Below are 26,855 nucleotides of genomic sequence, written 5' to 3'. Positions count from 1 at the left end.
CACTGTCCCAAATATCTTTGCGGCGTCGCGCGGGCGTCGTCGTGATGGAGGCCGCTGATGTCGTCATTTGTGATCGCGAGTCCTGATTTTCAGGCGGCTGCCGCAGCCGTTTTGGCCGAGATCAACGAGACTATTGGGGCGGCCAATGCGGCCGCGGCCAGCTCGACCACGCAGGTGCTGGCCGCGGCTAGCGATGAGGTGTCGGCGACGATCGCGAAGTTGTTTTGCGGCTACGGCTACGAGTATCAGGCGCTGAGTGCTCAGGCCGCGGTGTTTCATGCGCAGTTCGTGCGGGCTCTCAATGCCGGCGCGGGCGCGTATGCGGCTGCCGAGGCCGCCAATGCGTCGTCCGTGCAGCCCAGGCAGCCCTTGCAGGTCTTGCAGCGGGACGTATTGGCTGCGGTGAACGCGCCTACTCAGGTGTTGTTAGGGCGCCCACTCATCGGCAATGGCGCCGATGCGACCGCGCCGGGACAAAGCGGAGGTAACGGCGGGATTTTGTACGGCAATGGTGGTGCCGGCTACACCAGCACGACTCCGGGAGTGGCGGGCACCAACGGCGGGGCGGCAGGGCTCATCGGCAACGGTGGGGCCGGTGGGGCCGGTGGGGCTGGCGCGGCCGGCGGTAACGGCGGCCACGGCGGGTGGTTGTACGGCAACGGTGGGGTTGGTGGGAACGGCGGAGCCGCGATTACCCCCGGTGGGGCCGGTGGCAACGGCGGTGCCGGCGGTCATGCGGTATTGATCGGCAGCGGCGGCGCCGGGGGGCATGGTGGTGCTGGAATGGCCGGGGCTGACGGTGTCAATTCCCCCGCCGGTACCGCGGCCGGCCCCGGCATTAGCCCAAACGACGTATCTGGGCCTGGTAGTCAAACGGGCGACAGCGGAACCAGTGGCGGCAGCGGCACCGGCCCGACACCCAGTGGTGGCACAGGCGGCAACGGCGCCAGCGCAACGTCCACGGTGGGCGGCAGCGGGGTCACCGCCACCGGGGGTAAGGGCGGCAACGGCGGTACCGCCGCCGTTGGCGGCGCTGGCGGTGACGGCGGGATCGGCGGCAGCGCTACGGTCCAGGGTGCCGGCGCGGCCACCGGTGGTGCCGGTGGAGCGGGGACCAACGCCGTGGCTTCCGGCAGCGCGGGCGGCGCCGGTGGCGCCGGCGGCGCTGGCTCCGTGGTCGCGGGTCACAACCTCACCTCTGGCGGCCACGGTGGTGCTGGCGGCGACGGGGCCGCGAGTTCGGTGTCCGGCGGCAACGGCGGCGCTGGCGGAAGCGGTGGTGCCGGAGGTCAGGGCGGGTTTTTGGCCGGCAACGGCGGTCATGGCGGCTCGGGTGGTGCGGGCGGCGCTGGCGCTAGCGGTGCGGCCGGTGGGGCAGGCGGCAGTGGTGGTGACGGCGGCACCGCGCACGTCGACGAGGGCAGCCCGTTCCTGTCCACCGCTGCCGGTGGCGGTAACGGGGGTGACGGCGGTGACGGCGGCAGCTCACTCGGTGTCGGTGGGGCCGGTGGCGCGGGTGGTGCGGGCGGCAGCGGTGGAGCCGGTTCGCGGCTGTTCGGCACGGGCGGAAATGGTGGGGCTGGTGGTGTCGGCGGGGCTGGTGGGGTCGGCGGAAGCGGTGGTGCCGGCGGTGCGGGTGGTCTCGGTGGTGACGCCAGCATCAACGCTGGCACGGACCGGACCATCGGTGGGGCCGGCGGCAATGGTGGTGACGGCGGCCACGGCGCTGACGGCGGCGATGGCGGCGCGGGCGGTGCTGCCGGCGCGGCTGGATCCGGAGGGTTGTTGGGGGGCGGCTCGGGCAGCGACGGTGCCGCGGGCTTGGGCGGTGCGGCCGGGGCGGGTGGTGCGGGCGGAACCGCCGGCCCCCGAGGTGCCGGTGGTTCCGGGACCCTAACCAGGGGCGACGGCCTCGACGGCACGCCGGGCACCGGCGGCAACCCCGGCGCGCCAGGCTAACCTCCGGTCGCCGCACAACGATGAGCTGGGAGTCCTCGACAGGTGCGTTAGAGAAGGTTCGCCACGAAAGTCGCGGCCTGACTGGGCATTCCGGAGTTCACATAGGATAAGTGCTCGGGGGAAAACAGCTCGTCATGCGTAGGCAGCGACAGGCCCCCTGGAGAGCACACCGGATCGCCGGGCGCACACAAGTCAATGGCCTTATGCCCATACCATGGGCTGATTTCGCTTATCGGCCCCCCCAGATACCTGGTCGTCGGATTTCCGAAGACAGCGACCGCAGCGACGTGATCGGCCTCTTCCGCCGATAGCGTCGCGGCGTTGAAACCGGCAACCGATGCTCGGGCGATGGTGATCAGATCGATCACTCCCGCGCCTTGGGAATATCCACCGAGCACCAGCTTGGTATTGGGACAGTTCGCAACCATGGACTGAACGTGAGCGCTCGCATCGCTGGCGCCGGCGGATGCGGACGGAGCGAGATCTTCAGTGGCGGGGTAGTTGACCGGATACACCCCGATGGACCGACCCCGAACCTGCGAGCGCAGTGAATCGATGAATGCCTGTCCAACCCCACCAACACCAGGTGGCTCGTCGGTACCGCGCGCAAATGTCACCTCGACGTCGGGGCAGGGTGCAGCGGACGCGGAGGCGATGAGAATTGGCGCGCTCAGCAGCGTCGCACAGGTTGTCAGCACCGCGACACCCAGCAAACGAGCGAATCGGCGTGCGTTCACCTCTCAATGCTGACATATTGCGACCAAAGCGTGTACCGCCGAATTCACGCGACCTGCTTGAGCAGATCGCGAGCGGCACTCGGGAGCGCCCGACGCGACCCGGCACGCTCGATGTGACGGCGCGCAGCCCCCCGCAAGACCCGCGTTCGATTCGGAAGACGGCAGTGGGCCAGACGCCGAAGTGTTTGCGGCGGTGGTGACGGTGATGTTCTTGGCCTGCGGTATTTCAGCTAACGGTAGTCAGCAGCTCCATCGTGTCCTTGGGCGAGGCTGAGGACTGTGCTGTCGAAACTGACCAGCCGGACGCCTCGCCGGCGAGCGAGCGTCAGCAGATGGGCGTCGGTTACCTGGCGGTGACCGACGATCGCCGGAATGTCGTCATCGACGAGCGATACGTCATCAGTCAGGAAGCGGTGACCTTCCAAGACGCGTAGGGCCGCGAGGACGGCGCTCGGCGGATGCAAGTTCGCGAGCTGCGGCGATCACGTCGTCGTCAATGTCAAGCGTCGTCCGCACGGCTTGATGCTATCGCATCAACGCATCACTACTTTTCCCGTCAAGCCGACGTGCCCGCGCATTGACCCCGGCCCGAGATCTGTCGAGATCGAGTGTGAACTCACGGCTTTCAGTGTGTGTCCAGGGCGGGATCCGGCTGGTTTTCGCGCCCAGGATTCACCCTCAGAGGCCAGGATTCACGCCGGATCGACGCGCCCATTCGCGCCACAATCGTCACAGCTGTCCCAGTGTGTGCCCCCGGGGTGACTCGAACACCCGACCTAGGGATTAGAAGGCCCTTGCTCTATCCACCTGAGCTACGGAGGCAATGTGCAGGTCAGTCTATCTAACGGCGTCCCAAGATCATTTTGAGCGGCGCAACGCGCGCGAAAAGTCTTCCCCTGCGCCAAATATCGGTTATGGTGTGAGCCTCGACACACGTACAACACCGGCCGGTAATCGGCCGTTAACCGCAAAGACGCGTGTGCCTGACGTCGAGGGGTTGGGTGGGCTTTGTTATGTGCATGGCCAGAGTGACTTCGCGGTGCTCGAGGGCAGGCGCCCAGGCGCTGCGACAAGGGGCGCAGCTGGCGGCTGACGCCCGCGACACCTATCGGGCCGGCGCCCTACTGCTACGTGGTTCGCCGTTCGCCCTTGGCTGGGTCGCCAGCTGGCTCGCTACGGAATTTCCACCGCATGTCGTGACCGGACACGCGTTGTCCCGAGTGGCAGCGCCGTCGATCAACCGAGTTGCAACCACCTGGGCGGCACAGCGGGCCGATCACTCCCTTACCGCTGCACTCGAGGAGTCGTTCGGTCCGGATTTCCGCGACCAGGTATGCCACCCGACCAGCGATCCGGCCGTGTGCGCGCGCCGGGGCGGCCTGTTACCGTCCGGACCGCGCCGCCGATACGCGGCGCACACCTGCGACATCTCCTACGGTCCGGGCGGTCGTGACAATCTGCTCGACATCTGGCGCCGGCCCGACCTGGCGCCCGGTTGCAGGGCTCCGGTTCTGATCCAAGTCCCCGGCGGGGCGTGGTCTGTCAATGGCAAACGCCCTCAGGGATACACGTTAATGAGCCGAATGGTGGAACTCGGCTGGATTTGCGTCTCGATCGACTACAGCAAGAGCCCGCGCTGTGCATTCCCCGCGCACATTATCGACGTGAAAAGGGCGATCGCCTGGGTCCGCGAGAACATTACCGACTACGGTGGCGACCCTGATTTCATCGCGATCACCGGCGGATCGGCAGGCGCGCACCTGGCGTCTCTGGCCGCCCTGACCCCCAACGATCCACAGTTTCAGCCCGGGTTCGAAGAATCCGACACCACCGTGCAAGCGGTTGCGCCGTACTACGGGGTCTACGACTTCACCGACTTCGAAAACATGCACGAGATGATGCTGCCGTTCCTCGAGCGGTTCGTGATGAAGACCCGCTACGCAGACGATCCCGAGCGGTTCACGGCGGCTTCGCCCATTTCGTATGTGCACCGCGGAGCACCACCGTTCTTCGTGTTGCACGGCGAAAAGGACCAAATGGCCCCTAGCGGCCAGTCCCGGGCGTTCTGCGCGGCGTTACGGGGCGCCGGGGCTGCCACGGTGGCCTATGCCGAGCTCGCCAACGCCTACCACGCGTTCGACATCACCCCGACGGTCCGGTCACGGCTGGCTGCCAACGCCGTCGCGGACTTCCTCGGAGTCGTCTACGGGCGGCGCGAGCTGATGGGCTCGTTGGCGCTTTCGGCAACTCCGGCCAGCTGAACCGGGCGCAGCACGGGCCGCCAAGCTCCCAACTTACGTGCCTAGCACGAGGTTTCGAAACCAGGCCGATCCGCACCCACACTCGGCTTTCACCACCGCGTTAACCGGACTAGCGTTGTGTTGTCGATTGTGTTGTGGGTGCTGAATCAGGAGGCTTGATCGGCGTGGCTGAGCCTGTCGAGGCTGTTGGATTGTCCGACGAACTTGGACCTGTCGACTATTTGATGCATCGGGGCGAGGCGAATCCGCGGACCCGTTCGGGGATCATGGCGCTCGAACTCCTCGACACCACGCCGGACTGGGAGCGCTTTCGGACCCGGTTCGAAAACGCATCTCGACGGGTGTTGCGGCTGCGCCAGAAGGTCGTCGTGCCGACGCTGCCCACCGCGGCGCCGCGCTGGGTGGTGGATCCCGACTTCAACCTCGACTTTCACGTGCGCCGGGTACGCGTATCCGAACCCGGCACACTGCGCGAAATATTAGACCTGGCCGAGGTGATCCTGCAGTCACCACTGGACATCTCGCGACCGCTGTGGACGGCCACCCTGGTCGAGGGTTTGCCGGACGGCAAAGCCGCGACCCTGCTGCACGTGAGCCACGCGGTCACCGACGGTGTCGGTGGTGTCGAGATGTTCGCCGAAATCTATGACCTGGAGCGGGATCCACCGCCCAGGGCGACGCCGCCACAGCCCATCCCGGAGGATCTTTCGCCCAACGACCTGATGCGCCAAGGCATCAACCACTTGCCAATCGCCATCGTCGGTGGCGTTCTGGGCGCGCTATCCGGGGCGGTTTCCGTGGCCGGGCGCGTGGTTTTGGATCCTGCGTCTGCCGTGTCGGGCATTGTCGGCTATGCGCTCTCGAGCATGCGGGTTATCAATCGGGCCGCGGAGCCGTCGCCGCTGCTGCGCCGGCGCAGCCTAACCACCCGCACCGAGGCGATCGACATTCGGCTCGCCGACCTGCACAAGGCCGCTAAGGCCGGTGGTGGGTCGATCAACGACGCCTACCTCGCAGGCTTGTCTGGCGCGCTGCGCCGTTACCATGCGGCACTTGGTGTCCCGATCAGCACCCTGCCGATGGCGGTACCAGTGAACCTGCGGGCCGACGCGGACGCGGCCGGCGGTAACCGGTTCACCGGCGTCAATATCGCGGCTCCACTGGGCACTGCAGATCCGGTTGCCCGGATGAAGAAGATCCGGGCGCAGATGACCCAGCGCCGCGACGAGCCTGCGATGAACGTCATCGGGGCCATGGCGCCGGTGTTGAGTGTTTTGCCCACCGCGGTGCTGGAGGGGATCAGCGGCTCGGTAATCGGGTCGGACGTGCAGGCCAGCAATGTTCCGGTGTATCCCGGCGACACCTTCATCGCCGGAGCAAAAATATTGCGGCAGTACGGTATTGGACCGTTGCCGGGGGTTGCGATGATGGTGGTGCTGATATCGCGGGGCGGCTGGTGCACCATCACCGTGCGCTACGACCGGGCCTCGGTGCGCAACGACGAGTTGTTCGGCCAGTGCCTGTTGGAGGGATTCGACGAAATCCTCGCGCTGGCCGGTGATCCGGCACCGCGCGCGGTGCCGGCTTCGTTTGCGGCCCCGGCGGGTTCGGCATCTGGATCGGCGTCGGGCTCGTGAGCGTCTCCGAAGGCGAAGAGCGCGGGACGAATAAGCCGGTCCAAGACCTGCGGCTGCCCGGCTCAGTGGCTGAAATCATGGCTAGTCCACCTGGACCAACGATCGGCGCGTTTTTCGACCTGGATGGGACGTTGGTTGCCGGCTTTACGGCCGTTATCCTCACCCAGGAGCGGCTCCGGCGCCGCGACATGGGGGTGGGGGAGCTGCTCAGCATGGTTCAGGCCGGTCTGAACCATACGCTCGGGCGCATCGAGTTCGAAGACCTCATCGGCAAGGCCTCCTCGGCGTTGCGCGGACGGCTGTTGACCGACTTGGAGGAGATCGGCGAGCGGCTGTTCGCCCAGCGGATCGAGTCCCGGATCTACCCGGAAATGCGAGAGCTGGTGCGGGCTCACGTCGCTCGCGGGCACACCGTGGTACTCAGCTCGTCGGCCCTGACGATTCAAGTTGGCCCGGTCGCACGGTTTCTCGGCATTACCAACATGCTCACCAACAAGTTCGAGACCAACGAAGACGGAATGCTCACCGGTGGTGTGGTCAAGCCGATCTTGTGGGGTCCGGGCAAAGCCGCTGCGGTCCAACGATTTGCGGCCGAGCACGATATCGACCTCAAAGACAGCTACTTCTACGCCGACGGTGACGAGGACGTCGCGCTGATGTACCTAGTCGGCAATCCACGGCCGACCAACCCTGAAGGCAAAATGGCCGCCGTCGCCAAACGCCGAGGCTGGCCGATCTTGAAGTTCAACAGCCGCGGCGGCGTGGGCCTGCGGCGGCAACTGCGAACACTCGCCGGTTTTTCCACCATGTTTCCCGTTGCGGCCGGTGCGGTAGGGATCGGAGTGCTCACCGGTAGCCGACGGCGCGGCGTGAATTTCTTTACCTCCACCTTTTCCCAGCTGCTGCTGGCGACCAGCGGCGTGCATCTGAATGTCATCGGGAAAGAGAACCTCACCGCACGGCGTCCGGCTGTGTTTATCTTCAATCACCGCAACCAGGTTGACCCGGTCATTGCCGGAGCGCTGGTGCGCGACAACTGGGTCGGTGTGGGCAAAAAGGAGCTGCAGAACGACCCGATCATGGGAACGATGGGCAAGCTATTGGACGGCGTGTTCATTGACCGTGACGATCCGGTCGCAGCGGTGGAGACGATGCATACGGTCGAGGACCGCGCGAAGAACGGGCTGTCCATCGTGATCGCCCCCGAAGGCACCCGGTTGGATACCACCGAAGTCGGGCCATTCAAGAAAGGGCCGTTCCGCATCGCGATGGCGGTGGGGATTCCCATCGTCCCCATCGTGATCCGCAACGCGGAGGTCGTCGCCTCCCGAAACTCCACCACAATCAATCCGGGCACGGTCGACGTTGCGGTGTTCCCGCCGATCCCCGTCGACGGCTGGACCCTGGACAACCTCCCGGATCGCATCGCCGAAGTGCGGCAACTGTATTTGGATACGCTGCGGAACTGGCCGATCGATGAGTTGCCCAAGGTCGGCCTTTACGCCGAGAAAAAGGCGGCGAAAAAAGCGACGGCTCAGGTTAAGAAGACCGCTGCGAAAAAGACACAACCGAAGGCTGCGTCGAAAGCCGCAGCGAAGAAGGCCGCGCCCAAGCCCGCAAAGAAGGCCACCAAAACACCTTCCCGCAAGGCGCAGCCCACCGTGGCCTCAACGACCCAGGTGAAGAAGAACCCGAACGAGTCCAAGATCGCTGTGAAAGACGGTGCGGCGCAACAACCCGCCGCTGACGAAACCGGCGCAACCGAATCCGCTAGGCCCAGAGGACGGCCGTGACCAAACCCGCCGCCGACACCAGCGCGGTCCTCACCGCGGAAGACGCGCTGGTGCTCGCCGCCATGGAAACTCCCGTGGAAATGGAATTGGTCATGGAGTGGCTGGGCCAGCAGCGTGCCCGCAATCTAGAGGCGAAGTTCGACGTATTGAAGCTGCCGCCGCGTAGCGCGTCGCCGGCGGCGCTGACAGCGCTCGTTGAGCAGCTCGAGGGCGGTGAGGATCGCTCGATCGTGCCGGTGCGGGTGTTCTGGTTGCCGCCCGCGGACCGCAGCAAGGCGGACAAGGTGGCCGCGCTACTTCCGGGCCGAGATCCCTACCACCCCAACGCACGTCAGCAGCGCCGCATCCTGCGCACCGACCCCCGGCGCGCGCGGGTGGTGGCGGGCGAGTCGGCCAAAGTGTCCGAACTGCGTCAGCAGTGGCGCGACACCACCGTCGCCGAAAGCACCCGTGATTTCGCCCAGTTTGTCACCCGTCGAGCGCTGCTAGCGCTGGCACGCGCCGAATATCGGATCCTTGGACCGCAATATAAGTCTCCGAGGCTGGTGAAGCCGGAGATCTTGGCGTCAGCGCGTTTTCGTGCCGGCCTGGAACGAATCCCCAACGCCACGGTGGAGCGGGCGGGGAAGATACTCGACGAACTGGCGACCGGATGGAGCCAGGTTTCGGTCGACATGATTTCCGTCCTGGGCCGGATGGTCAGCCGCGGATTCGACCCGGAAATCGATTACGACGAATATCAGGTTGCGGCCATGCGCGCTGCGTTGGAAGCACACCCGGCGGTGTTGCTGTTCTCGCACCGGTCCTACATCGACGGCGCGGTCGTACCGGTGGCGATGCAGGAGAACCGGCTGCCGCCGGTGCACATGTTCGGCGGCATCAACCTGTCGTTCGGAGTCATGGGTCCGCTGATGCGGCGGTCGGGCATGATCTTTATTCGGCGAAATATCGGCGACGACCCGCTGTACAAATACGTGCTCAAGGAATATGTGGGCTACGTCGTCGAAAAGCGGTTCAATCTAAGTTGGTCCATCGAGGGCACTCGGTCGCGAACCGGAAAGATGTTGCCGCCCAAGCTCGGACTGATGAGCTACGTCGCAGACGCCTACCTGGATGGTCGCAGCGACGACATCCTGCTGCAAGGGGTTTCGATCTGCTTCGACCAGCTGCACGAGATCGCCGAGTATGCCGCCTACGCGCAAGGCGCCGAGAAGAAGCCCGAGGGCTTCGGTTGGCTGTATAGCTTCATCAAGGCGCAGGGTGAGCGCAACTACGGCAAGATCTATGTCCGCTTCCCCGAAGCGGTCTCGATGCGAGAGTATCTCGGCGCGCCGCACGGTTCGTTGACGCAGGATCTCGACGCCAAACGCCTTGCACTGCAGAAGATGTCGTTTGAAGTTGCGTGGCGGATTCTGCAGTCCACCCCGGTGACGGCGACGGGTTTGGTGTCTGCGCTGCTGCTGACCACCCGCGGAGTGGCGCTGACGCTCGATCAGCTGCACCACACCTTGCAGGACTCCCTCGACTACCTCGATCGCAAGCAGACGCCGGTATCAACCAGTGCGTTGCGGCTGCGATCGCGCGAAGGTGTACGCGCGGCGGTCGACGCATTGTCCAACGGGCACCCGGTCACCCGCGTGGACAGCGGGCGTGAGCCCGTGTGGTACATCGCTCCGGCCGATGAGCATGCCGCGGCGTTCTATCGGAATTCGGTGATTCACGCGTTTCTGGAGACCTCGATCGTCGAACTCGCGCTGGCACATGCTCGGCATATCGACGGTGATCGCATCGCCGCTTTCTGGGAGCAGGCGATGCGGTTGCGCGATCTGCTGAAGTTCGATTTCTATTTCGCCGATTCGGCGGCATTTCGGGCCAACATCGCCGAAGAGATGGCATGGCACGAGGATTGGGAGACCCAAGTTGCCGCCGGCGGCGAAGAGATCGACGCGATGCTGTATGCCAAGCGGCCGTTGATGTCCGAGGCAATGCTGCGGGTGTTCTTCGAGGCGTATGAGATCGTTGCCGACGTGTTGCGGGATGCTCCGGCGAACATCGGTCAGAAGGAACTGACCGATTTGGCGCTCGGCGTCGGCCGACAATACGTGGCGCAGGGCCGGGTCCGTAGCAGCGAGTCGGTGTCGACACTGCTGTTCGCCACGGCGCGCCAGGTCGCCATCGATCACGATCTGATCGCACCGGCAACTGACCTCGCCGAGCGTCGGATTGCATTCCGCCGGGAATTGCGGGACATTCTGCGAGATTTCGACTATGTCGGGCAGGTGGCGCGTAATCAGTTCGTCGCCCGCGAATTCAAAGCGCGTCATGGGCGGCAAGCCAGCCGCGGAAGTGAAAATCCGCGAGCGTAACGCCACCGCGATTTCGTGCTGGAGTTTTCGCAGCGACGTTACGCTCGCGAGCCCTAGCGCTTATCCACAGTCGCGCCTTTATCCACAACGTCCGATCCTTACCCGCTTGCCCGGTTTCGGCTTGTCGGTGACCCGGCGCTCAATGAGCACCAGACACGAGCGCTACCTGTGAATGAAAGGAATTGAGTCAATGTTTGAAACGCCGCTTACCGTCGTCGGCCACATCGTCAACAACCTCGAGCGTCGACAGGTCGGCAGTCAAGAGGTCATCAAGTTCCGTGTGGCCAGCAATTCCCGCCGACGGACCGCTGATGGGGGATGGGAGCCCGGAAACTCGCTGTTCATCAACGTCAATTGCTGGGGCAAGTTGGTCACCGGCGTGGGCGCCGCATTGGGCAAGGGTGCACCGGTGATCGCGGTGGGCCACGTGTACACAAGCGAATACGAGGACCGCGATGGCAATCGCCGCTCATCGCTGGAGATGCGCGCGATGTCGGTGGGACCAGATCTGTCGCGGGCGATCGTGCGGATCGAGAAGCCGGGCTACACCGGTCCGACTACCGCGGATGCCACGGTAGCTACGGCCGACACCGTGGACCACAACGGCGATGCTCATGACGGCGCCGAGTCTGACGACACGGCTGCGCTGCCACTGTCGGCCTAGCGTTGCTGGCGGGTGCCTAGGATGGTCGGCGGGATATTTCCGCGAGACCAGAAAGGCACTACCGAGGCATGGCTGAGTTCATCTACACGATGAAGAAGGTCCGCAAGGCGCACGGCGACAAAGTGATCCTCGACGACGTCACGTTGAGCTTCTTCCCCGGAGCCAAGATCGGTGTCGTCGGCCCGAATGGGGCCGGTAAGTCGAGCGTCTTGCGGATCATGGCCGGTCTGGACAAGCCGAATAACGGCGACGCATTCCTGGCCGTCGGCGCCAGCGTCGGCATCCTGCAACAGGAGCCCCCGCTGAACGAGGAGAAGACGGTTCGGGGCAACGTGGAAGAGGGCATGGGCGAGATCAAGGTCAAGCTTGACCGCTTCAACGAGGTCGCCGAGTTGATGGCCACCGATTACTCCGACGAGTTGATGGAGGAGATGGGCCGGCTGCAGGAGGAACTGGACCACGCCGATGCGTGGGACCTGGACTCTCAGCTGGAGCAGGCCATGGACGCGCTGCGTTGCCCGCCGCCCGACGAGCCGGTGACCAACCTGTCCGGTGGTGAACGTCGCCGCGTCGCGCTATGCAAACTGCTGCTGTCCAAACCAGACCTGCTGCTGCTCGACGAGCCGACCAACCACCTGGACGCAGAGAGCGTGCAGTGGCTCGAACAACATCTTGCGAGCTACGCCGGAGCGATACTGGCGGTAACCCACGACCGGTACTTCCTGGACAACGTCGCCGAATGGATCCTGGAGCTCGATCGCGGTCGCGCTTACCCCTACGAAGGCAACTACTCGACCTACCTGGAGAAGAAGGCAGAGCGGATCGCGGTGCAGGGCCGCAAGGACGCGAAGCTGCAAAAGCGGCTACAGGAGGAGCTGGCTTGGGTCCGATCGGGTGCCAAGGCCCGCCAGGCAAAAAGCAAGGCGCGGCTGCAGCGTTACGAGGAGATGGCGGCCGAGGCCGAGAAGACCCGCAAGCTCGACTTCGAAGAGATTCAGATCCCCGTCGGGCCCCGCCTCGGCTCCGTGGTGGTTGAAGTGGACCACCTCGACAAGGGTTACGACGGACGCGCCCTGATCAAGGACCTGTCTTTCACCCTGCCCCGCAACGGCATCGTCGGCGTCATCGGTCCCAACGGGGTCGGCAAGACTACCCTGTTTAAGACCATCGTCGGGCTCGAGCAGCCGGACAGCGGCACCGTAAAGGTGGGCGAGACCGTCAAGCTGAGCTACGTCGACCAGGCCCGCGCGGGGATAGATCCAAAGAAGACGGTGTGGGAAGTCGTCTCAGACGGCCTGGACTACATCGAGGTCGGTCAAACCGAGGTGCCGTCGCGGGCCTATGTGTCCGCGTTCGGGTTCAAAGGGCCCGATCAGCAGAAGCCGGCCGGCGTGCTATCCGGCGGCGAGCGCAACCGGCTGAACCTCGCATTGACGCTCAAGCAGGGAGGCAACCTGATCCTGCTGGACGAGCCGACCAACGACCTGGACGTCGAGACCCTGAGCTCGCTGGAGAACGCCCTGGTGAACTTCCCGGGCTGTGCGGTGGTGATTTCGCACGACCGCTGGTTCCTCGACCGGACGTGCACGCACATCCTGGCGTGGGAGGGCGACGACGACAACGAGGCCAAGTGGTTCTGGTTCGAGGGGAACTTCGGCGCCTACGAGGAGAACAAAGTGGAACGGCTCGGAGTCGACGCGGCCCGCCCGCACCGAGTGACCCACCGCAAGCTGACAAGGGGCTAGTGTCAGCTCTGCCACCGCCCCGCGCTGGTATCCGTCGTGAGTTGGGAGCAGTCGGCATGACGATCGATCCCCGAGCTACACAAGATGTCGAGCCGTGGACCACGTTTAACCAGAGCGGCAATGTCCCTGACTGGATCACCAAGGCCTACATCGACAGCTATCGGGGGCCGGACGACGTCGGATCGCAAGCCGCCACGGGGGCCCCCGCCGCATTGGTGACACCGGCGATGCTGGCCGCGCACTATCGCCTGGGCCAACATCGTCTCCCCGGCGAAAGCGGTGTCGCCGTCTACCCGGCGGATCACCCTGAAGGTTTCGGGCCCGCGCTGCAGGTGGTCACCGACCACGGCGGCATGCTGATGGACTCCGTCACGGTGCTGCTGCATCGGCTCGGCGTCGGCTATACGGCGATCATGACACCGGTGTTCGAGGTCCGCCGCAGTTCAACCGGGGAACTGCAGCGGGTGGAACCGAGGGCGGACGGCGCGTCGCCATACGTCGGCGAGGCCTGGATACACGTCCAGCTTTCGCCGGCCGTCGATCGTAAGGCCCTCGCCGAGGTCGAGCGGCTGCTGCCCAAGGTCCTCGCCGACGTCCAGCGGGTCGCCACGGATGCGTCGGCAATGATCGCCACCCTCGCCGAATTGGCCGCAGATGTCGACAGCGACATCGAAGGCCGTTACTCAGCACCTGACCGCCAGGAGGTCGCGGCGCTACTGCGCTGGTTGGGAAACGGGAATTTTCTACTGCTGGGATACCAGCGGACCCGGGTTGAGGATGGTCTGGTCTCCGGCGACGCAACGACTGGTTTGGGTGTGCTGCGTGCTCGGTCGGGTACCCGGCCCCGGCTGACCGACGAGACCAAATTGCTGGTCTTGGCCCAAGCCGCCGTCGGAAGCTATCTGCGTTATGGCGCGTACCCGTACGCGATCGCGGTCCGCGAGAACGACCGCGACGGCCGCGTGTTTGAACATCGCTTCGTCGGGCTCTTCACCGTCGCCGCCATGAACGCCGACGTCCTGGAAATCCCGGCGATCTCGCGACGAGTACGCGAAGCGCTCACATTGGCCGGCAGCGACCCCAGTCATCCGGGCCAGTTGCTGCTCGACGTGATCCAGACCGTCCCGCGCCCGGAGCTTTTCACACTCAGCGCCGAGCGGCTGTTGGTGATGGCCAAGGCCGTGGTGGATCTGGGATCACAACGACGCGCCTTGTTGTTCCTGCGCGCCGACCGGCTGCAGTTCTTCGTTTCGTGCCTGGTCTATGTGCCCCGGGACCGCTACACCACGGCCGTTCGCTTGCAGATTGAGGACATCTTGGTCCGCGAGTTCGGTGGCACCCGACTGGAGTTCACCGCGCGTGTCAGTGAATCACCTTGGGCGCTCATGCATTTCATGGTGCGACTACCCGAGAATGGTCAAGCTTCGGCCCCGGTCGACGTCTCCGAAGCCAACCGTATCCGGATCCAGGCGTTGCTCAGCGAAGCCGCGCGAACCTGGTCCGACCGGCTGATCGGCGCCGCGGCCAGCGGCTCGGTCTCCTATGCCGACGCCGAGCATTACGCGAGCGCGTTCTCCGAGGCCTACAAGCAGGCCGTCGCCCCAGCCGATGCGATCGGCGACATCGCCATCGTCAACGAGCTCACCGATGATTCGGTCAAGCTGGTGTTCTCCGAGCGCGACGAGCACGGAGTTGCCCAGCTGACCTGGTTTTTGGGTGGGCGCACCGCCTCGTTGAGTCAGCTGCTGCCGATGCTGCAGAGCATGGGCGTCGTGGTGCTCGAAGAGCGACCGTTTACCGTCACCCGGCCCGACGGGCTGCCGGTATGGATCTATCAGTTCCGGATCTCCCCGCATCCCACGATTCCGATGGCCGCGACGGCAGCCGAGCGGGACGCTGGCGCACAGCGATTCGCCGACGCGGTCACTGCGATCTGGCATGGCCGCGTCGAGATAGACCGGTTCAACGAGCTGGTGATGCGCGCGGGACTGACCTGGCAGCAGGTGGTGCTCCTGCGCGCCTACGCCAAATACCTACGGCAGGCGGGCTTCCCCTACAGCCAGTCCTACATCGAATCGGTGCTCAACGAGCATCCCTCCACCGCGCGATCACTGGTCGCATTGTTCGAAGCGCTTTTCGATCCCAGGCCATCGGGTTCACCGGTGAGCCGTGATGCGCAAGCGGCGGCCGCCGCTGTCGCTGCCGATATCGACGCGTTGGTCAGCCTGGACACCGACCGCATCCTACGTGCGTTCGCGTCGCTGGTTCAGGCCACGTTGCGCACCAATTACTTTGTCACACGCGACGGTTCGGCCCGCGGCCGCAACGTTTTGGCTGTCAAGCTCAATGCACCGCTGATCGACGAGCTTCCGCTACCGAGACCCAAATTCGAAATCTTTGTGTACTCGCCGCGCGTCGAAGGCGTGCATCTGAGGTTCGGTCCGGTGGCACGCGGCGGCCTGCGCTGGTCGGACCGGCGCGACGACTTCCGCACCGAAATCCTCGGTCTGGTCAAGGCGCAAGCGGTCAAGAACGCGGTCATCGTGCCGGTCGGGGCCAAGGGCGGGTTCGTCGTCAAGCGGCCGCCGTTGCCCACCGGCGACGCCGCGGCCGACCGCGATGCCATCCGGGCTGAAGGCGTCGCCTGTTACCAGCTGTTCATCTCTGGATTGCTCGACGTCACCGACAACGTCGACCACGCGACCAAAGCCGTCCACCCACCACCCGAGGTGGTGCGGCGCGACGGTGACGATGCCTACCTGGTCGTGGCCGCGGACAAAGGCACCGCCACGTTTTCCGACATCGCCAACGATGTTGCCAAGTCCTACGGCTTCTGGTTGGGTGACGCATTCGCCTCCGGCGGGTCCGTGGGCTACGACCACAAGGCCATGGGCATCACCGCCAAAGGCGCCTGGGAAGCGGTCAAGCGACACTTCCGGGAGATCGGCGTGGACACCCAGACGGAGGATTTCACCGTCGTCGGCGTCGGCGACATGAGCGGCGACGTGTTCGGCAACGGGATGCTGCTGAGCAAACACATCAGACTCCTCGCGGCCTTCGATCACCGGCACATCTTCCTCGATCCGAACCCCGACGCCGCGGTGTCGTGGGAGGAACGCCGGCGGATGTTCGATCTACCCCGGTCCAGCTGGGACGACTACAACAAGTCGCTGATCAGCGAGGGCGGCGGGGTGTACAGCCGCGAGCAGAAGACCATCCCGGTCAGCCCGCAGGTCCGGGCCGCCCTCGGGATCGACGGCGACGTCGCAGAGATGGCCCCGCCCAACCTGATTCGGGCGATTCTGCAGGCACCGGTGGATCTGCTCTTCAACGGTGGCATCGGCACCTACATCAAGGCCGAATCGGAATCCGATGCCGACGTCGGCGACCGCGCCAATGACCCGGTACGGGTCAACGCAAACCAGGTGCGCGCCAAGGTTATTGGCGAAGGCGGCAACCTCGGGGTGACGGCGCGGGGACGCGTCGAATTCGACCTGTCCGGCGGCCACATCAATACCGACGCGATGGACAACTCGGCCGGCGTGGACTGCTCGGACCACGAGGTCAACATCAAGATCCTGATCGACTCGCTGGTCACCGCTGGCAAGGTGACGGCCGACGAACGCAGTCAACTGCTGGAGTCGATGACCGACGAGGTCGCGCAATTGGTGCTCACCGACAACGAGGACCAGAACGACCTGATGGGTACCAGTCGCGCCAACGCGGGCAGCCTGCTGCCGGTACACGCCGATCAGATCCGGCAGCTGGTGGAGCACGGCCTCAACCGCGAATTGGAGGCCCTGCCGTCGGAGAAGGAGATTGCCCGGCGAGCCGAGGCCGGGATGGGGCTCACTTCACCCGAGCTCGCGACATTGATGGCGCACGTCAAGCTGGGTCTCAAGGAGGAAGTACTGAAGACCGAGCTGCCGGATCAGGACGTCTTCGCCTCGCGGCTGCCCCGATACTTCCCGACGCCGCTGCGCGATCGGTTCACCCCGGAGATCCGGGCGCACCAGCTGCGCCGCGAGATCGTTACCACCATGCTGATCAACGATCTGGTGGACACCGCCGGCATCAGCTACGCGTTTCGGATCACCGAAGACGTCGGTGTCGCGCCGATCGACGCGGTGCGCACCTATGCTGCCACCGATGCGATCTTCGGGGTGGGCCACATCTGGCGGCGAATCCGCGCGGCCAACCTGCCTGTCGCGTTGTCGGACCGGATGACACTGGATACCCGTCGCCTGATCGACCGTGCTGGACGCTGGCTGCTCAACTATCGCCCGCAGCCGCTGGCCGTTGGCGCCGAAATCAACCGATTCGCTGCGAAGGTCAAGGCGCTGACGCCACGGATGTCGGAGTGGTTGCGCGGCGACGACGAGGCGATCGTTGAGAAGGAGGCCGCGGAATTTGCGGCAATGGGTGCGCCCCACGACTTGGCATACCGGGTCGCGACCGGCCTATACCGCTACAGCCTGCTCGACATCATCGACATCGGCGACATCACTGAAATCGATACCGCCGAAGTCGCCGATACCTATTTCGCCCTGATGGACCGCCTGGGAACCGACGCGCTGCTCACCGCGGTATCCGAGTTACCCCGAAACGACCGCTGGCATTCGTTGGCGCGCTTGGCGATTCGTGACGACATCTACGCGTCGTTGCGGTCGCTTTGTTTCGACGTGCTAGCCGTGGGGGAGCCCGATGAGAGCGGCGAACAAAAGATCGCCGAGTGGGAACACATCAGCGCGTCAAGGGTGGAGCGGGCACGCCGAACGCTCGACGAGATCCGGGAAAGCGGTGCAAAGGATCTCGCGACACTGTCAGTCGCGGCACGCCAGATCCGTCGGATGACACGCACCAGCGGACGAGGATCTTCAGGGTGAGCAACGGATTCGTCGCACCGGTGCCGGTGCGCTGGTCCGACATCGACATGTACCAGCACATCAATCACGCCACCATGGTCACGATCCTGGAAGAGGCACGCGTTCCGTTTCTCAAAGACGCTTTCGCCACTGACATCACGACGATCGGCCTGCTGATCGCCGATGTGCGGGTCACCTACAAGGATCAGCTGCGGCTGGCCGATTCGCCGCTGCAGGTGACCATCTGGACCAAGCGGCTGCGAGCGGTGGACTTCACGCTCGGTTACGAGGTGCGGTCGGTCAATGCCGATCCGAACTCGAAGCCCGCCGTCGTCGCCGAGTCGCAGCTGGCCGCCGTCCACATCGAGGAACAGCGGCTGGTGCGATTGTCGCCACGCCATCGGGAGTACTTGCAACGGTGGCTGCGGACATAAAGGGGGTCGCGGAGCGCGGCTTGTGGCTGGGTCCAGAGACCAGGGCGGCCCACCGCACTGATCTGGCCACGTTCGTCGAGCACGCGATGCGGCTCGACGATGCCGCGATCATCCGAATCCGCGCGCGGTCGGCCGGATTGTTGACGGCTTGGGTGGCAACGGGTTTCGACGTTCTAGCCAGCCGGGTGGTGGCCGGCAAGGTGCGCCCCGACGACATGTCGGTCGGCGCGGACGCATTGGCACGCGGACTGGCAGCGATGGACAGCTCAGGTTATGTGGATCCCGGCTTCGCGATGGACTCGGCGTGGCGGGGTGCCCTGCCCCCGGAATCCGGGTTCGTCCACGTCGATGACGTGCCGGCCCGGGTGATGCTGGACCTGGCGCAGCGTGGCGCGCAACTTGCCAAGGAGCACAGCGGTTCCCATGGTCCGCCGGTGTCGCTGCTCGACCAGGAGGTCATTCAGGTCAGCTCGGACGACGTCGTTGTTGGGCTACCGATGCGCTGCGTGTTCGCTTTGACCGCAATGGGTTTCCTGCCCCAGTCGCCGGCGGCGATCGACCCCGACGAGATGATCAGGGTCCGGGTGCTGCCGGCGTGGTTGCGGGTAGACGCTCGATACGGTTCGGTGTACCGGCGTCGCGGTCATCCGGCGCTGGTGCTGCGCTGACGTGTGCCCTGCGGCCCTATTCGAGGTCGAATGCCGCGCGGATCGCTTGTGCGAGCGCCAGTTCGTTGGTTGGAATGGTAGCGATGTTGTCGCAGCTGATTACCGACGTCTGTTGGAACCCGTTGGCCGGGCCGACAACGACCTCGGTGGACAGACCGCGAAAGGTTGCGGTGATGGGTGCAATGGTTAGCCGGGCGAGGTGCGGTCTGACGAGTTCGCGGGTCAGGATCACGACGGGCAGGGTCTTGTCGAGATCAGCCAGTTGGATGTGTTAATGCTGGTGCGTCGCTACCAGCCAGGCCGCGCTGTCCTGGGGCAGTTTGCCGTCGGCCAGCGGTGCACTGGTCAGAAGAAGTTCTCCCGCCGGCAGCTGCATCGGACGCTCACCCGCGTTCAGCGCACAGACCAGCCCGCCGCCGCGCCGCCGGAATAGCAGCGCATCGTCGTCCGCCGCCAGCCAGTCGATCAGGCTGCCTTCGAATTCGCTATGCTCCCTGCGTAATTCGAGTGCGCGTTGGAAGAACGACAACATCGAGTCGGCATCCTTGAGCTGCCTATCGACGGTCAGGTCCGCCCATTCTGCCGGCATCGGCAACCAGGTGTCGGCGGACGCGGAGAACCCGAACGGGGGAGCATCGCCGGACCACGGCATCGGCACCCGGCAGCGATCGCGGCCGCGTTCGGTATGTCCCGAGCGTTTCCAGGTCGGGTCCTGCAGTACTTCATCAGGCAGGTCCACGTCGGGCAAACCCAACTCCTGGCCGTTGTAGATGAAGACCGCGCCGGGCAGGGCGAGCATCAGCATCGCCATCGCCCGCGCCCGGCGCAGACCGATCTGGCCGCCGCCGTACCGGGTGACTTCCCTGCCCACATCGTGGTTGGCCAGGGTCCAGGTTGGGCTGGCGTTTCCCAGCGCCGCGGCCTCTAACGAGTTCTGCACCGCCGCGTGAATCTCGGCGGCAACAAATTCTGTTCGCGTGAGCCGGAAATTGAAGCCGAGGTGCAGTTCGTCGGGTCGCAGGTATTGGGCCCATTGGGCGTTGTCGGTGACCCATACCTCGCCAACCGTCACCGCGCCCGGGTAGTCGTCGATGACCGCGCGGATGTCGCGGTGGATCGCGTGTACGTTCGGTCGGTTGAAACGTGGGTCGTCGTCGGTGTGGCGCAACACCGCGGTGGCGTCCCGGGTGTCCGGCAGGCCCGGCGGCTTGGCCATCCCGTGCGCCACGTCGATGCGGAAACCGTCCACGCCGCGTTCCAGCCAGAATCGCAGCGTCTTCTCGAAGTCGTCGAAGATCTCCGGGTTATCCCAGTTCAAATCCGGCTGTTCGGCGTCGAAGAGGTGCAGATACCACTGGCCGGGTTTGCCGTCGGGTTCAACCACCCGCGTCCAGGCCGGCCCGCCGAACACCGATTCCCAGTTGTTCGGCGGCAGCATCCCGTCGGGCCCGCGGCCGTCGCGAAAGAAGTAGCGATCGCGCGCGGCGCTGCCCGGGCGGGCAGCCAGCGCCGCCTGGAACCACGGATGCGCCGAACTGGTGTGATTGGGGACCACGTCCATCGTGATCTTGATGCCGCGCCGGTGTGCCGCGGCGATCAGTCGCTCGAACGCGGCCATCCCACCGAACAGCGGGTCGATGTCGCGGGGATCGGCGACGTCGTAGCCGTGGTCGGCCATCGGTGAGACGGTGACCGGGTTGATCCACAGCGCGTCGACACCGAGACGCTCCAGGTGCTCCAGCCGGCCGACAAGCCCGTCCAGGTCGCCGACGCCGTCGCCGTCGCTATCGGCGAACGACCGGGGATACACCTGGTAGAACACCGCGGACTGCCACCACGCTTCTTCGCCGCCCATCAAAACGCGGAGTTGACGAGAGAATGGGCGGCCATTTCGAGGTAGTTGAGCAGCTCGCGGCGGTGCTCGTCGTCGAGGGTTTCCGAGTCGATCGAGGCGACAGCGGTCTGCATGCATCGCAACCAGGCGTCGCGTTCGATGGGTGTGATCCGAAATGGGGCGTGCCGCATCCGCAGGCGTGGATGGCCACGCCGATCGGAGTAGGTTCGCGGACCACCCCAGTACTGCTCGAGGAACATCCGCAAGCGTTCCTCGGCGCCCGACAGATCCTCTTCGGGATACAGCTGGCGCAGTATCTCGTCCTCGGCGACCTGCTCATAAAAGCGCGAAACAATCGCGTGGAAGGTTTCGGCGCCGCCGATAGCGTCATAGAAAGATTCCGTCTTCTGATCCATCCCCTCCATTGTGGGCCATTTGTCGCGGCCGACGGTCAGCCCCCGCTGTTCACCGGATCGACACGGCGTGGCTTCGGCATTTGGCGTGCAGTCAGCAGCAAATCATGGTGGACTGTTCGGCGGAGGATTCATGGCGCATGTGAAGAAGCGCCGCAGCCACCGCAATTCCGGTGCCGCGGCAGGCGTAACCGGGCCCGCATCATGCCTGCACAGCGTCGAAACCCATCCGCCTAACCGCCACGAGAACTCATCGATTTGGAATCGCCGCCGGGTGCTGCTGCTGAATTCCACCTACGAGCCCCTCACCGCGTTGCCGATGCGGCGCGCGATCGTCATGGTGATCTGCGGTAAAGCCGACGTGGTGCACGACGATCCAGCCGGGCCCGTTATCCACTCGGCGACCAGGTCGATCGTGGTGCCCTCGGTGATCCAGCTGAGGTCCTACGTCCGGGTTCCCTTTCGCGCTCGGGTTCCCATGACCCGCGCAGCGCTGATGCATCGCGATCGTTTCTGCTGCGCCTATTGCGGTGCAAAGGCCGACACGGTCGACCACGTGGTGCCACGCAGCCGCGGCGGTGACCACTCGTGGGAGAACTGTGTCGCGTGTTGTTCGACCTGCAACCACCGCAAAGGCGACAAGCTGCTCACCGAACTCGGCTGGGCGTTGCGCCGTGCGCCGCTGCCGCCGACGGGACAGCATTGGCGACTGCTGTCGACGGTCAAAGAACTGGACCCGTCTTGGGCGCGATACCTGGGTGAGGGCGCGGCTTAACGGGCCTGACTACCCGGCTCTGCTCGGATCGTGTCCTGGGTGCGCCGTGAGCGTCTCCGGTGGGATACGGTTTGGGACGTGAGCGCTATGGAGATCCACCTCTTCTTCGTCGGAATTCCGTTGTTGCTGGTGGTAGTGCTGGCGGGGCTGATCTGGTCCCGCAAGGGACCGCACCCGACAACCTACGAACTGTCGGAGCCGTGGACGCATCCGCCGATCCTGTGGGCCGCAACCGACGAGGATGTCGGTAACTCCCATGGCGGGCACGGCGGACACGGCGGATCAGAGTTCACCGTGGGAGGTGGCGCAAGTGGCACGTGGTGAAGTTGCGACGATCGAGCCCGGCGAGCTGCCCAAAGGCTGGGTGCTCACCACCAGCGGACGGGTCTCCGGGGTTACCGAGCCTGGGGACCTATCGGTCCACTACCCGTTCCCGATCAAAGACCTCGTCACCATCGACGATGCGCTGAAATACGGCTCGCGGGCGTCGAAGGCGCGGTTCGCCATCTACCTTGGTGACCTGGGCACCGATACCGCCGCGCGGGCCCGCGAATTGTTGGGCAAGGTGCCGACGCCGGATAACGCGGTGCTGCTTGCCGTCTCGCCCGACCAGTGCGCCATCGAGGTGGTCTACGGCTCTGCGGTGCGGGGTCGCGGCGCGGAGTCGGCGGCGCCGCTTGGGGTTGCCGCGGCGTCGTCGGCGTTCGAGCAGGGCCACTTGGTCGACGGGTTGGTCAGCGCGATCCGGGTGTTGAGCGCGGGAATCTCGCCGGCCTAGTGCCTGCCGCGCGAGGGTGCGCAGCTGTACGCCTGACGCGGCGCGTCAGTGGCGGGACACGCACGCTCGCGGTCTAACCGCTGTCGAACCGGCGGGCCCTTAACGACCGCTTCACCGCGGCTTGGCCTTCCAGCACGAGCCGGCGCAGCGCCGGGGGTACTTCCGGGGCTGTCAGAAACTCATCGGCAGCAGCGATGCCTTCTTCGGTGATGTCCCAGTAGGGGTAGAGGCCGATCACGACCGACTGCGCGACTTCACTAGATCGCCGCGCCCAGACCCCGGGGATTGCTTCGAAGTACCGCGCGGTGAAGGGCTTGAGCAGCTCACCCTGCCCCGGCGCCGCAATGCCCGCGATCATCGCGCGCCCAACAGCGTTGGCCAGGGTGTCATCCTCGACCACAGTGGTAAATGCCTTGTCCTTGACGTCGAGTTGCGGGCGCGCCGCGGAGGCCTGGGCGGCATAGCGCTTGCCGGCAGCTGTCGGGTCGCGCTCCACCTCGGCGTCGATCCTGGGTGACTCCGGTCCGTCGGCGTCGATGGCGCCCGCGGTTGCCAGCGCGGTCACGATGCGCCACCGCAGGTCGGTGTCCACCGTCAAACCGGCCAGTCCCAGCTCCGCGGGGTCAGCATCGAGCAGACTCGCCAGCGTCTCGACATGCCGGGGCGGCAATACCGACGAACACAGCGCGTTGATGTACGCGAGTTGGTAATCCGATCCGGGTTGGGCGGCGCGCGCCAATTCCAATAGCCGGTCGGCGAATTGCGGCCAGCCGTGTTCGCCGGCCCACCCTGGTTCGGCGTATGAGCCCAGCGCTGTCTGCGCCTGCAGCAGCAATCGCTGCAGGACACCGACCTCGGTTTCGGCGTGCACCCCGACGGTCACCAGCGACACGAAGTCGCGAGCGCGCAATTCGGCCTCGCGGGTCATCTCCCAGGCCGCTGACCACGCTAGGCTGCGCGGGAGCGGCTCAGCGATGTCGGCGATGCGTTCCAGCGCGGTCCGCAGCGACTGGGCGTCGAGCCGCAGCGAGCAGTAGGTCAGGTCGTCATCGTTGACCAGGATCAGTTTGCCGCGTGAAACACCAACCAGCGCAGGAACTTCCGCACGTGCACCGTCGAGATCGAGTTCCTCCCGGTGCACCCGAACCAGTTTGCCGGTTCCCTCGGAAACGTCTTCGTCGTAAATGCCGACCGCCACCCGATGCACCCGCGTCTCGCCGGCTCCGGGCGCGGCGCCGCTTTGGGTCACCGCGAACCGGGTGAACTTGCCGTCGGCGTCGACGTCGAAATCCGGACGTAAGGTGTTGAGTCCGGTGGTCTTCAGCCACTGCTGACCCCAATTCGACAGGTCGCGGCCGGACGCCTTTTCCAGTGCGGCCAGCAGGTCGTCGAACGTGGCATTGCCGAATGCGTGAGCGCGGAAGTAATCGCGCAGCCCGGCCAGGAAGTGCTCCAGGCCCACGTAGGCGACGAGCTGCTTGAGCACCGAAGCGCCTTTGGCGTAAGTGATTCCGTCGAAGTTCACCTCGACCGCCGCCAGGTCGGGAATGTCGGCGGCAATCGGGTGCGTTGACGGCAGCTGGTCCTGGCGGTACGCCCACGATTTCTCGACGGTCGCGAAGGTAGTCCACGCCTGGGTGTATTCGGTCGCCTCGCTTTGGCATAGCACCGACGCGAAGGTGGCGAAGGACTCGTTGAGCCACAGGTCATCCCACCAGCTCATGGTGACGAGGTCGCCGAACCACATGTGGGCCATTTCGTGCAGCACCGTCTCCGCGCGTCGCTCGTACGAAGCCCGAGTGACCTTGCTGCGGAAGACATAGTCCTCGAGGAACGTCACCGCGCCGGCGTTTTCCATCGCTCCGGCATTGAACTCCGGGACGAACAGCTGATCGTACTTGCCGAACGCATAGGGCAAGCCAAAGTGCTTGTGGTAGAAGCCGAATCCCTGCTTGGTCTCGGTAAACAACCGGTCGGCATCCATGTGTTCGGCCAGCGAGGCCCGGCAATATATGCCCAGTGGGATTTCGCCGTGTTCGTCGCGGTAAGTGTCGTTCCAGGCGGCATATGGCCCGGCAATCAGCGCTACCAGGTAGGTGCTCATCCGCGGTGTGGTGGTGAAGCTATGCACACCGTTTGCGACGTTCGTGGTCGCGCCGTTGGAGATCACCTTCCAGTGCTTGGGCGCCGTCACTCGCACGTCGAAGGTGGCTTTGAGGTCGGGTTGGTCGAAGCAGGCGAACATGCGCTTGGCGTCGGCGGTTTCGAATTGCGAGTACAGGTAGGTCTCGCCGTCGACCGGGTCGACGAAGCGATGCAGGCCTTCGCCGGTGTTGGAATAGCGGCAGTCTGCGTCGACGATGACGACATTGCGGCTGGCCAGTCCGCGCAGCGGAATCCCGATCGATTCGTCGTACCCGGAGACGTCGAGGTCATGACCGTTGAGGCTGGCGCTACGGATGGCGTCGGCGGCGATGTCGATGACCGTGTCGGCGCCGGCGAGCGCTTCGAAAACCACGGTGGTGGTGGACCGGAAGGTGTGTTCGCCCGGAGCGCCGTTACCGTCGGTCACATCGAGGCTGATTTGGTAGCTGTCAACGGTGACCAGGGCTGCGCGTTCGACAGCCTGGTCGCGTGTGAGGTTTGGAAGGGCCACGGGCTACAACTTAGTGGTGCCGGCTACCGAGCCGGCCAGTGCGCCGATTCGGGAACAGCCGCGGGGCCGCGGTGGTTGTGCTGAGCGGTTGTTCGACCGTCAACGAGAGGACCGCGCAATGCCCGACCAGGCCCCTGAGAAGTCCGTCGCCGATTTCTGGTTCGATCCGCTGTGCCCGTGGTGTTGGGTTACCTCGCGCTGGATCCTCGAGGTGGAGCAGGTTCGCGACATCGAGGTGAACTTCCACGTCATGAGCCTCGCCATACTTAACGAAAACCGCGAAGACTTGCCCGAGCAATATCGCGAAGGCTTGGCGAAAGCATGGGGGCCGGTGCGGGTGGCGATCGCCGCCGAGCAGGCCCACGGGGCCGGCGTCCTGGATCCGCTGTACACGGCCATGGGCACCCGGATTCACAACGAGGGCAACAAGGATCTCGACGAGGTCATCAAGCTATCGCTGGCCGACGCCGGTCTGCCCGCAGAGCTGGCGGCCGCCGCTACCAGCAACGCCTACGATGACGCCCTGCGTAAGAGCCACCACGCAGGGATGGATGCGGTCGGCGACGACGTCGGCACGCCGACCATCCACGTCAACGGGGTGGCGTTCTTCGGGCCGGTGCTCTCGAAGATCCCCCGCGGTGAGGAGGCCGGCAAGCTCTGGGATGCCTCGGTGACGTTCGCGTCCTACCCACACTTCTTCGAGCTCAAGCGAACCCGCACCGAGCCGCCCGAGTTCGACTGAGCCGGGCGCTCGGCCGGAGTTGCGATGGTGTCGGGCACAATGTCCGGCATGCGCGTCTACCTAGGTGCTGACCACGCCGGATTCGAGCTCAAGCAGCAGATCTTCGAGCACCTGAAGAAATCCGGACACGAGCCAATCGATTGCGGCGCCTTTAGCTACGACGCCGATGACGACTACCCGGCGTTTTGCATCGCGGCCGCGACGCGCACGGTGGCTGACCCGGGCAGCCTGGGCATAGTCCTGGGGGGATCGGGCAATGGCGAACAAATCGCCGCCAACAAGGTCCCTGGAGCCCGTTGCGCACTTGCGTGGAGCGTGGAAACCGCAACGCTGGCCCGCGAACACAACAACGCCCAGTTGATTGGCATCGGCGGGCGCATGCACACAGTCGCCGAAGCATTGGCCATCGTCGACGCCTTCATTACGACGCCATGGTCGAAAGCCCAACGCCACCAACGGCGTATCGACATTCTCGCCCAATACGAACGCACCCACGAAGCGCCGCCAGTGCCCGGCGCGCAGGCCTGA

The 26,855-nt window shown here is 65.1% G+C and carries 20 protein-coding genes, 1 tRNA gene and 2 pseudogenes; 15 read left to right on the top strand and 8 right to left on the bottom strand.

What is annotated here, in order from left to right:
- The first annotated feature begins 57 nt into the window (after positions 1–57).
- A complete protein-coding gene (locus AADZ78_RS18470; protein WP_085249523.1) occupies positions 58–1,959 on the top strand; it encodes a PE family protein in 1,902 nt (633 codons plus the stop codon).
- A gap of 47 nt (positions 1,960–2,006) precedes the next feature.
- Here AADZ78_RS18470 and AADZ78_RS18465 read toward each other — a convergent pair whose 3' ends face one another.
- The 4 genes and pseudogenes from AADZ78_RS18465 to AADZ78_RS18450 form a co-directional block, all read right to left on the bottom strand.
- Entirely contained in the window at positions 2,007–2,696 is a 690-nt protein-coding gene (locus tag AADZ78_RS18465; protein WP_204079000.1) for a cutinase family protein, read from the bottom strand.
- A gap of 230 nt (positions 2,697–2,926) precedes the next feature.
- Positions 2,927–3,142 (bottom strand): annotated as a pseudogene (locus AADZ78_RS18460) (hypothetical protein); the annotation flags it as partial.
- Positions 3,132–3,212: pseudogene (locus tag AADZ78_RS18455) on the bottom strand (type II toxin-antitoxin system VapB family antitoxin); the annotation flags it as partial. The pseudogenes AADZ78_RS18460 and AADZ78_RS18455, both read right to left, overlap by 11 nt.
- A gap of 232 nt (positions 3,213–3,444) precedes the next feature.
- A tRNA-Arg gene (locus AADZ78_RS18450) sits at positions 3,445–3,518 on the bottom strand.
- A gap of 191 nt (positions 3,519–3,709) precedes the next feature.
- Here AADZ78_RS18450 and AADZ78_RS18445 point away from each other — a divergent pair.
- From AADZ78_RS18445 to AADZ78_RS18405, 9 genes are all read left to right on the top strand, one after another.
- The gene (locus AADZ78_RS18445; RefSeq protein WP_085249522.1) at positions 3,710–4,957 is read left to right on the top strand and encodes an alpha/beta hydrolase; all 1,248 of its coding nucleotides are present in this window, start codon (positions 3,710–3,712) and stop codon (positions 4,955–4,957) included.
- Positions 4,958–5,121: 164 nt separating this feature from the next.
- Positions 5,122–6,594: a WS/DGAT/MGAT family O-acyltransferase gene (locus AADZ78_RS18440; RefSeq protein ID WP_085249546.1), complete on the top strand. Its 1,473-nt coding sequence runs from the start codon at positions 5,122–5,124 to the stop codon at positions 6,592–6,594.
- A gap of 77 nt (positions 6,595–6,671) precedes the next feature.
- A complete protein-coding gene (locus AADZ78_RS18435; protein ID WP_276063569.1) occupies positions 6,672–8,387 on the top strand; it encodes an HAD-IB family hydrolase/lysophospholipid acyltransferase family protein in 1,716 nt (571 codons plus the stop codon).
- Positions 8,384–10,753: a glycerol-3-phosphate 1-O-acyltransferase gene (locus AADZ78_RS18430; protein ID WP_085249520.1), complete on the top strand. Its 2,370-nt coding sequence runs from the start codon at positions 8,384–8,386 to the stop codon at positions 10,751–10,753. Before AADZ78_RS18435 ends, AADZ78_RS18430 begins: the two co-directional genes overlap by 4 nt.
- Before the next feature lie 190 nt (positions 10,754–10,943).
- Positions 10,944–11,417 (top strand): single-stranded DNA-binding protein, encoded by a 474-nt coding sequence (locus AADZ78_RS18425; protein ID WP_085249519.1) that lies wholly within the window; start codon positions 10,944–10,946, stop codon positions 11,415–11,417.
- Positions 11,418–11,485: 68 nt separating this feature from the next.
- Positions 11,486–13,162 carry an energy-dependent translational throttle protein EttA gene (gene ettA / locus AADZ78_RS18420; protein WP_085249518.1) on the top strand — a complete coding sequence of 559 codons (1,677 nt, stop codon included), beginning with the start codon at positions 11,486–11,488 and terminating at the stop codon, positions 13,160–13,162.
- A 56-nt stretch (positions 13,163–13,218) separates the two neighbouring features.
- Positions 13,219–18,048, top strand: a complete 4,830-nt coding sequence (locus AADZ78_RS18415) for an NAD-glutamate dehydrogenase (protein ID WP_085249517.1) — start codon at positions 13,219–13,221, stop codon at positions 18,046–18,048.
- Complete coding sequence (locus tag AADZ78_RS18410) at positions 18,045–18,461, top strand: acyl-CoA thioesterase (protein ID WP_085249516.1); 417 nt, start codon at positions 18,045–18,047, stop codon at positions 18,459–18,461. The genes AADZ78_RS18415 and AADZ78_RS18410 overlap by 4 nt, the downstream gene beginning before the upstream one ends.
- Positions 18,458–19,129 carry a hypothetical protein gene (locus tag AADZ78_RS18405; protein ID WP_085249545.1) on the top strand — a complete coding sequence of 224 codons (672 nt, stop codon included), beginning with the start codon at positions 18,458–18,460 and terminating at the stop codon, positions 19,127–19,129. The genes AADZ78_RS18410 and AADZ78_RS18405 overlap by 4 nt, the downstream gene beginning before the upstream one ends.
- 16 nt (positions 19,130–19,145) lie before the next feature.
- On the opposite strand, the gene AADZ78_RS18400 is transcribed toward AADZ78_RS18405, so the two are convergent.
- From AADZ78_RS18400 to AADZ78_RS18390, 3 genes are read right to left on the bottom strand one after another with little or no spacing between them, the layout of a single operon-like run.
- The gene (locus tag AADZ78_RS18400; RefSeq protein ID WP_085249515.1) at positions 19,146–19,397 is read right to left on the bottom strand and encodes a type II toxin-antitoxin system PemK/MazF family toxin; all 252 of its coding nucleotides are present in this window, start codon (positions 19,395–19,397) and stop codon (positions 19,146–19,148) included.
- Between the two features lie 3 nt (positions 19,398–19,400).
- Positions 19,401–20,984 (bottom strand): glycoside hydrolase family 13 protein, encoded by a 1,584-nt coding sequence (locus AADZ78_RS18395; RefSeq protein WP_085249514.1) that lies wholly within the window; start codon positions 20,982–20,984, stop codon positions 19,401–19,403.
- Entirely contained in the window at positions 20,984–21,379 is a 396-nt protein-coding gene (locus AADZ78_RS18390) for a globin (RefSeq protein ID WP_085249513.1), read from the bottom strand. The genes AADZ78_RS18395 and AADZ78_RS18390 overlap by 1 nt, the downstream gene beginning before the upstream one ends.
- A 130-nt stretch (positions 21,380–21,509) precedes the next feature.
- On the opposite strand from AADZ78_RS18390, the gene AADZ78_RS18385 reads away from it, so the two are divergent.
- From AADZ78_RS18385 to AADZ78_RS18375, 3 genes are all read left to right on the top strand, one after another.
- Positions 21,510–22,151, top strand: coding sequence for an HNH endonuclease (locus tag AADZ78_RS18385; RefSeq protein ID WP_085249544.1), 642 nt, complete (start codon positions 21,510–21,512; stop codon positions 22,149–22,151).
- A gap of 87 nt (positions 22,152–22,238) precedes the next feature.
- The gene (locus AADZ78_RS18380) at positions 22,239–22,475 is read left to right on the top strand and encodes a hypothetical protein (protein ID WP_085249512.1); all 237 of its coding nucleotides are present in this window, start codon (positions 22,239–22,241) and stop codon (positions 22,473–22,475) included.
- Positions 22,462–22,929, top strand: a complete 468-nt coding sequence (locus AADZ78_RS18375; RefSeq protein ID WP_085249511.1) for a DUF5130 domain-containing protein — start codon at positions 22,462–22,464, stop codon at positions 22,927–22,929. The genes AADZ78_RS18380 and AADZ78_RS18375 overlap by 14 nt, the downstream gene beginning before the upstream one ends.
- A gap of 73 nt (positions 22,930–23,002) precedes the next feature.
- On the opposite strand, the gene pepN is transcribed toward AADZ78_RS18375, so the two are convergent.
- A complete protein-coding gene (pepN, locus tag AADZ78_RS18370) occupies positions 23,003–25,585 on the bottom strand; it encodes an aminopeptidase N (protein ID WP_085249510.1) in 2,583 nt (860 codons plus the stop codon).
- Positions 25,586–25,703: 118 nt separating this feature from the next.
- On the opposite strand from pepN, the gene AADZ78_RS18365 reads away from it, so the two are divergent.
- Both AADZ78_RS18365 and AADZ78_RS18360 read left to right on the top strand, forming a co-directional pair.
- Positions 25,704–26,327: an Rv2466c family mycothiol-dependent reductase gene (locus AADZ78_RS18365; protein WP_085249509.1), complete on the top strand. Its 624-nt coding sequence runs from the start codon at positions 25,704–25,706 to the stop codon at positions 26,325–26,327.
- A gap of 48 nt (positions 26,328–26,375) precedes the next feature.
- A complete protein-coding gene (locus AADZ78_RS18360) occupies positions 26,376–26,855 on the top strand; it encodes a ribose-5-phosphate isomerase (protein WP_085249543.1) in 480 nt (159 codons plus the stop codon).

Source organism: Mycobacterium riyadhense, assembly GCF_963853645.1.
GTDB lineage: Bacteria > Actinomycetota > Actinomycetes > Mycobacteriales > Mycobacteriaceae > Mycobacterium > Mycobacterium riyadhense.
The sequence above is the reverse complement of the archived record's forward strand: the minus strand, read 5'-3'. Positions and strand labels throughout refer to the sequence as shown.

Bases quoted from the DNA above. Each gene is read 5' to 3' on its own strand.
- AADZ78_RS18395 (WP_085249514.1), bottom strand. From the start codon at position 20,984: ATGGGCGGCGAAGAAGCGTGGTGGCAGTCCGCGGTGTTCTACCAGGTG.
- AADZ78_RS18390 (WP_085249513.1), bottom strand. From the start codon at position 21,379: ATGGATCAGAAGACGGAATCTTTCTATGACGCTATCGGCGGCGCCGAA.
- AADZ78_RS18445 (WP_085249522.1), top strand. From the start codon at position 3,710: ATGTGCATGGCCAGAGTGACTTCGCGGTGCTCGAGGGCAGGCGCCCAG.
- AADZ78_RS18380 (WP_085249512.1), top strand. From the start codon at position 22,239: ATGGAGATCCACCTCTTCTTCGTCGGAATTCCGTTGTTGCTGGTGGTA.
- AADZ78_RS18415 (WP_085249517.1), top strand. From the start codon at position 13,219: ATGACGATCGATCCCCGAGCTACACAAGATGTCGAGCCGTGGACCACG.
- ettA (WP_085249518.1), top strand. From the start codon at position 11,486: ATGGCTGAGTTCATCTACACGATGAAGAAGGTCCGCAAGGCGCACGGC.
- AADZ78_RS18365 (WP_085249509.1), top strand. From the start codon at position 25,704: ATGCCCGACCAGGCCCCTGAGAAGTCCGTCGCCGATTTCTGGTTCGAT.
- AADZ78_RS18435 (WP_276063569.1), top strand. From the start codon at position 6,672: ATGGCTAGTCCACCTGGACCAACGATCGGCGCGTTTTTCGACCTGGAT.
- AADZ78_RS18360 (WP_085249543.1), top strand. From the start codon at position 26,376: ATGCGCGTCTACCTAGGTGCTGACCACGCCGGATTCGAGCTCAAGCAG.
- AADZ78_RS18385 (WP_085249544.1), top strand. From the start codon at position 21,510: ATGGCGCATGTGAAGAAGCGCCGCAGCCACCGCAATTCCGGTGCCGCG.
- AADZ78_RS18470 (WP_085249523.1), top strand. From the start codon at position 58: ATGTCGTCATTTGTGATCGCGAGTCCTGATTTTCAGGCGGCTGCCGCA.
- AADZ78_RS18425 (WP_085249519.1), top strand. From the start codon at position 10,944: ATGTTTGAAACGCCGCTTACCGTCGTCGGCCACATCGTCAACAACCTC.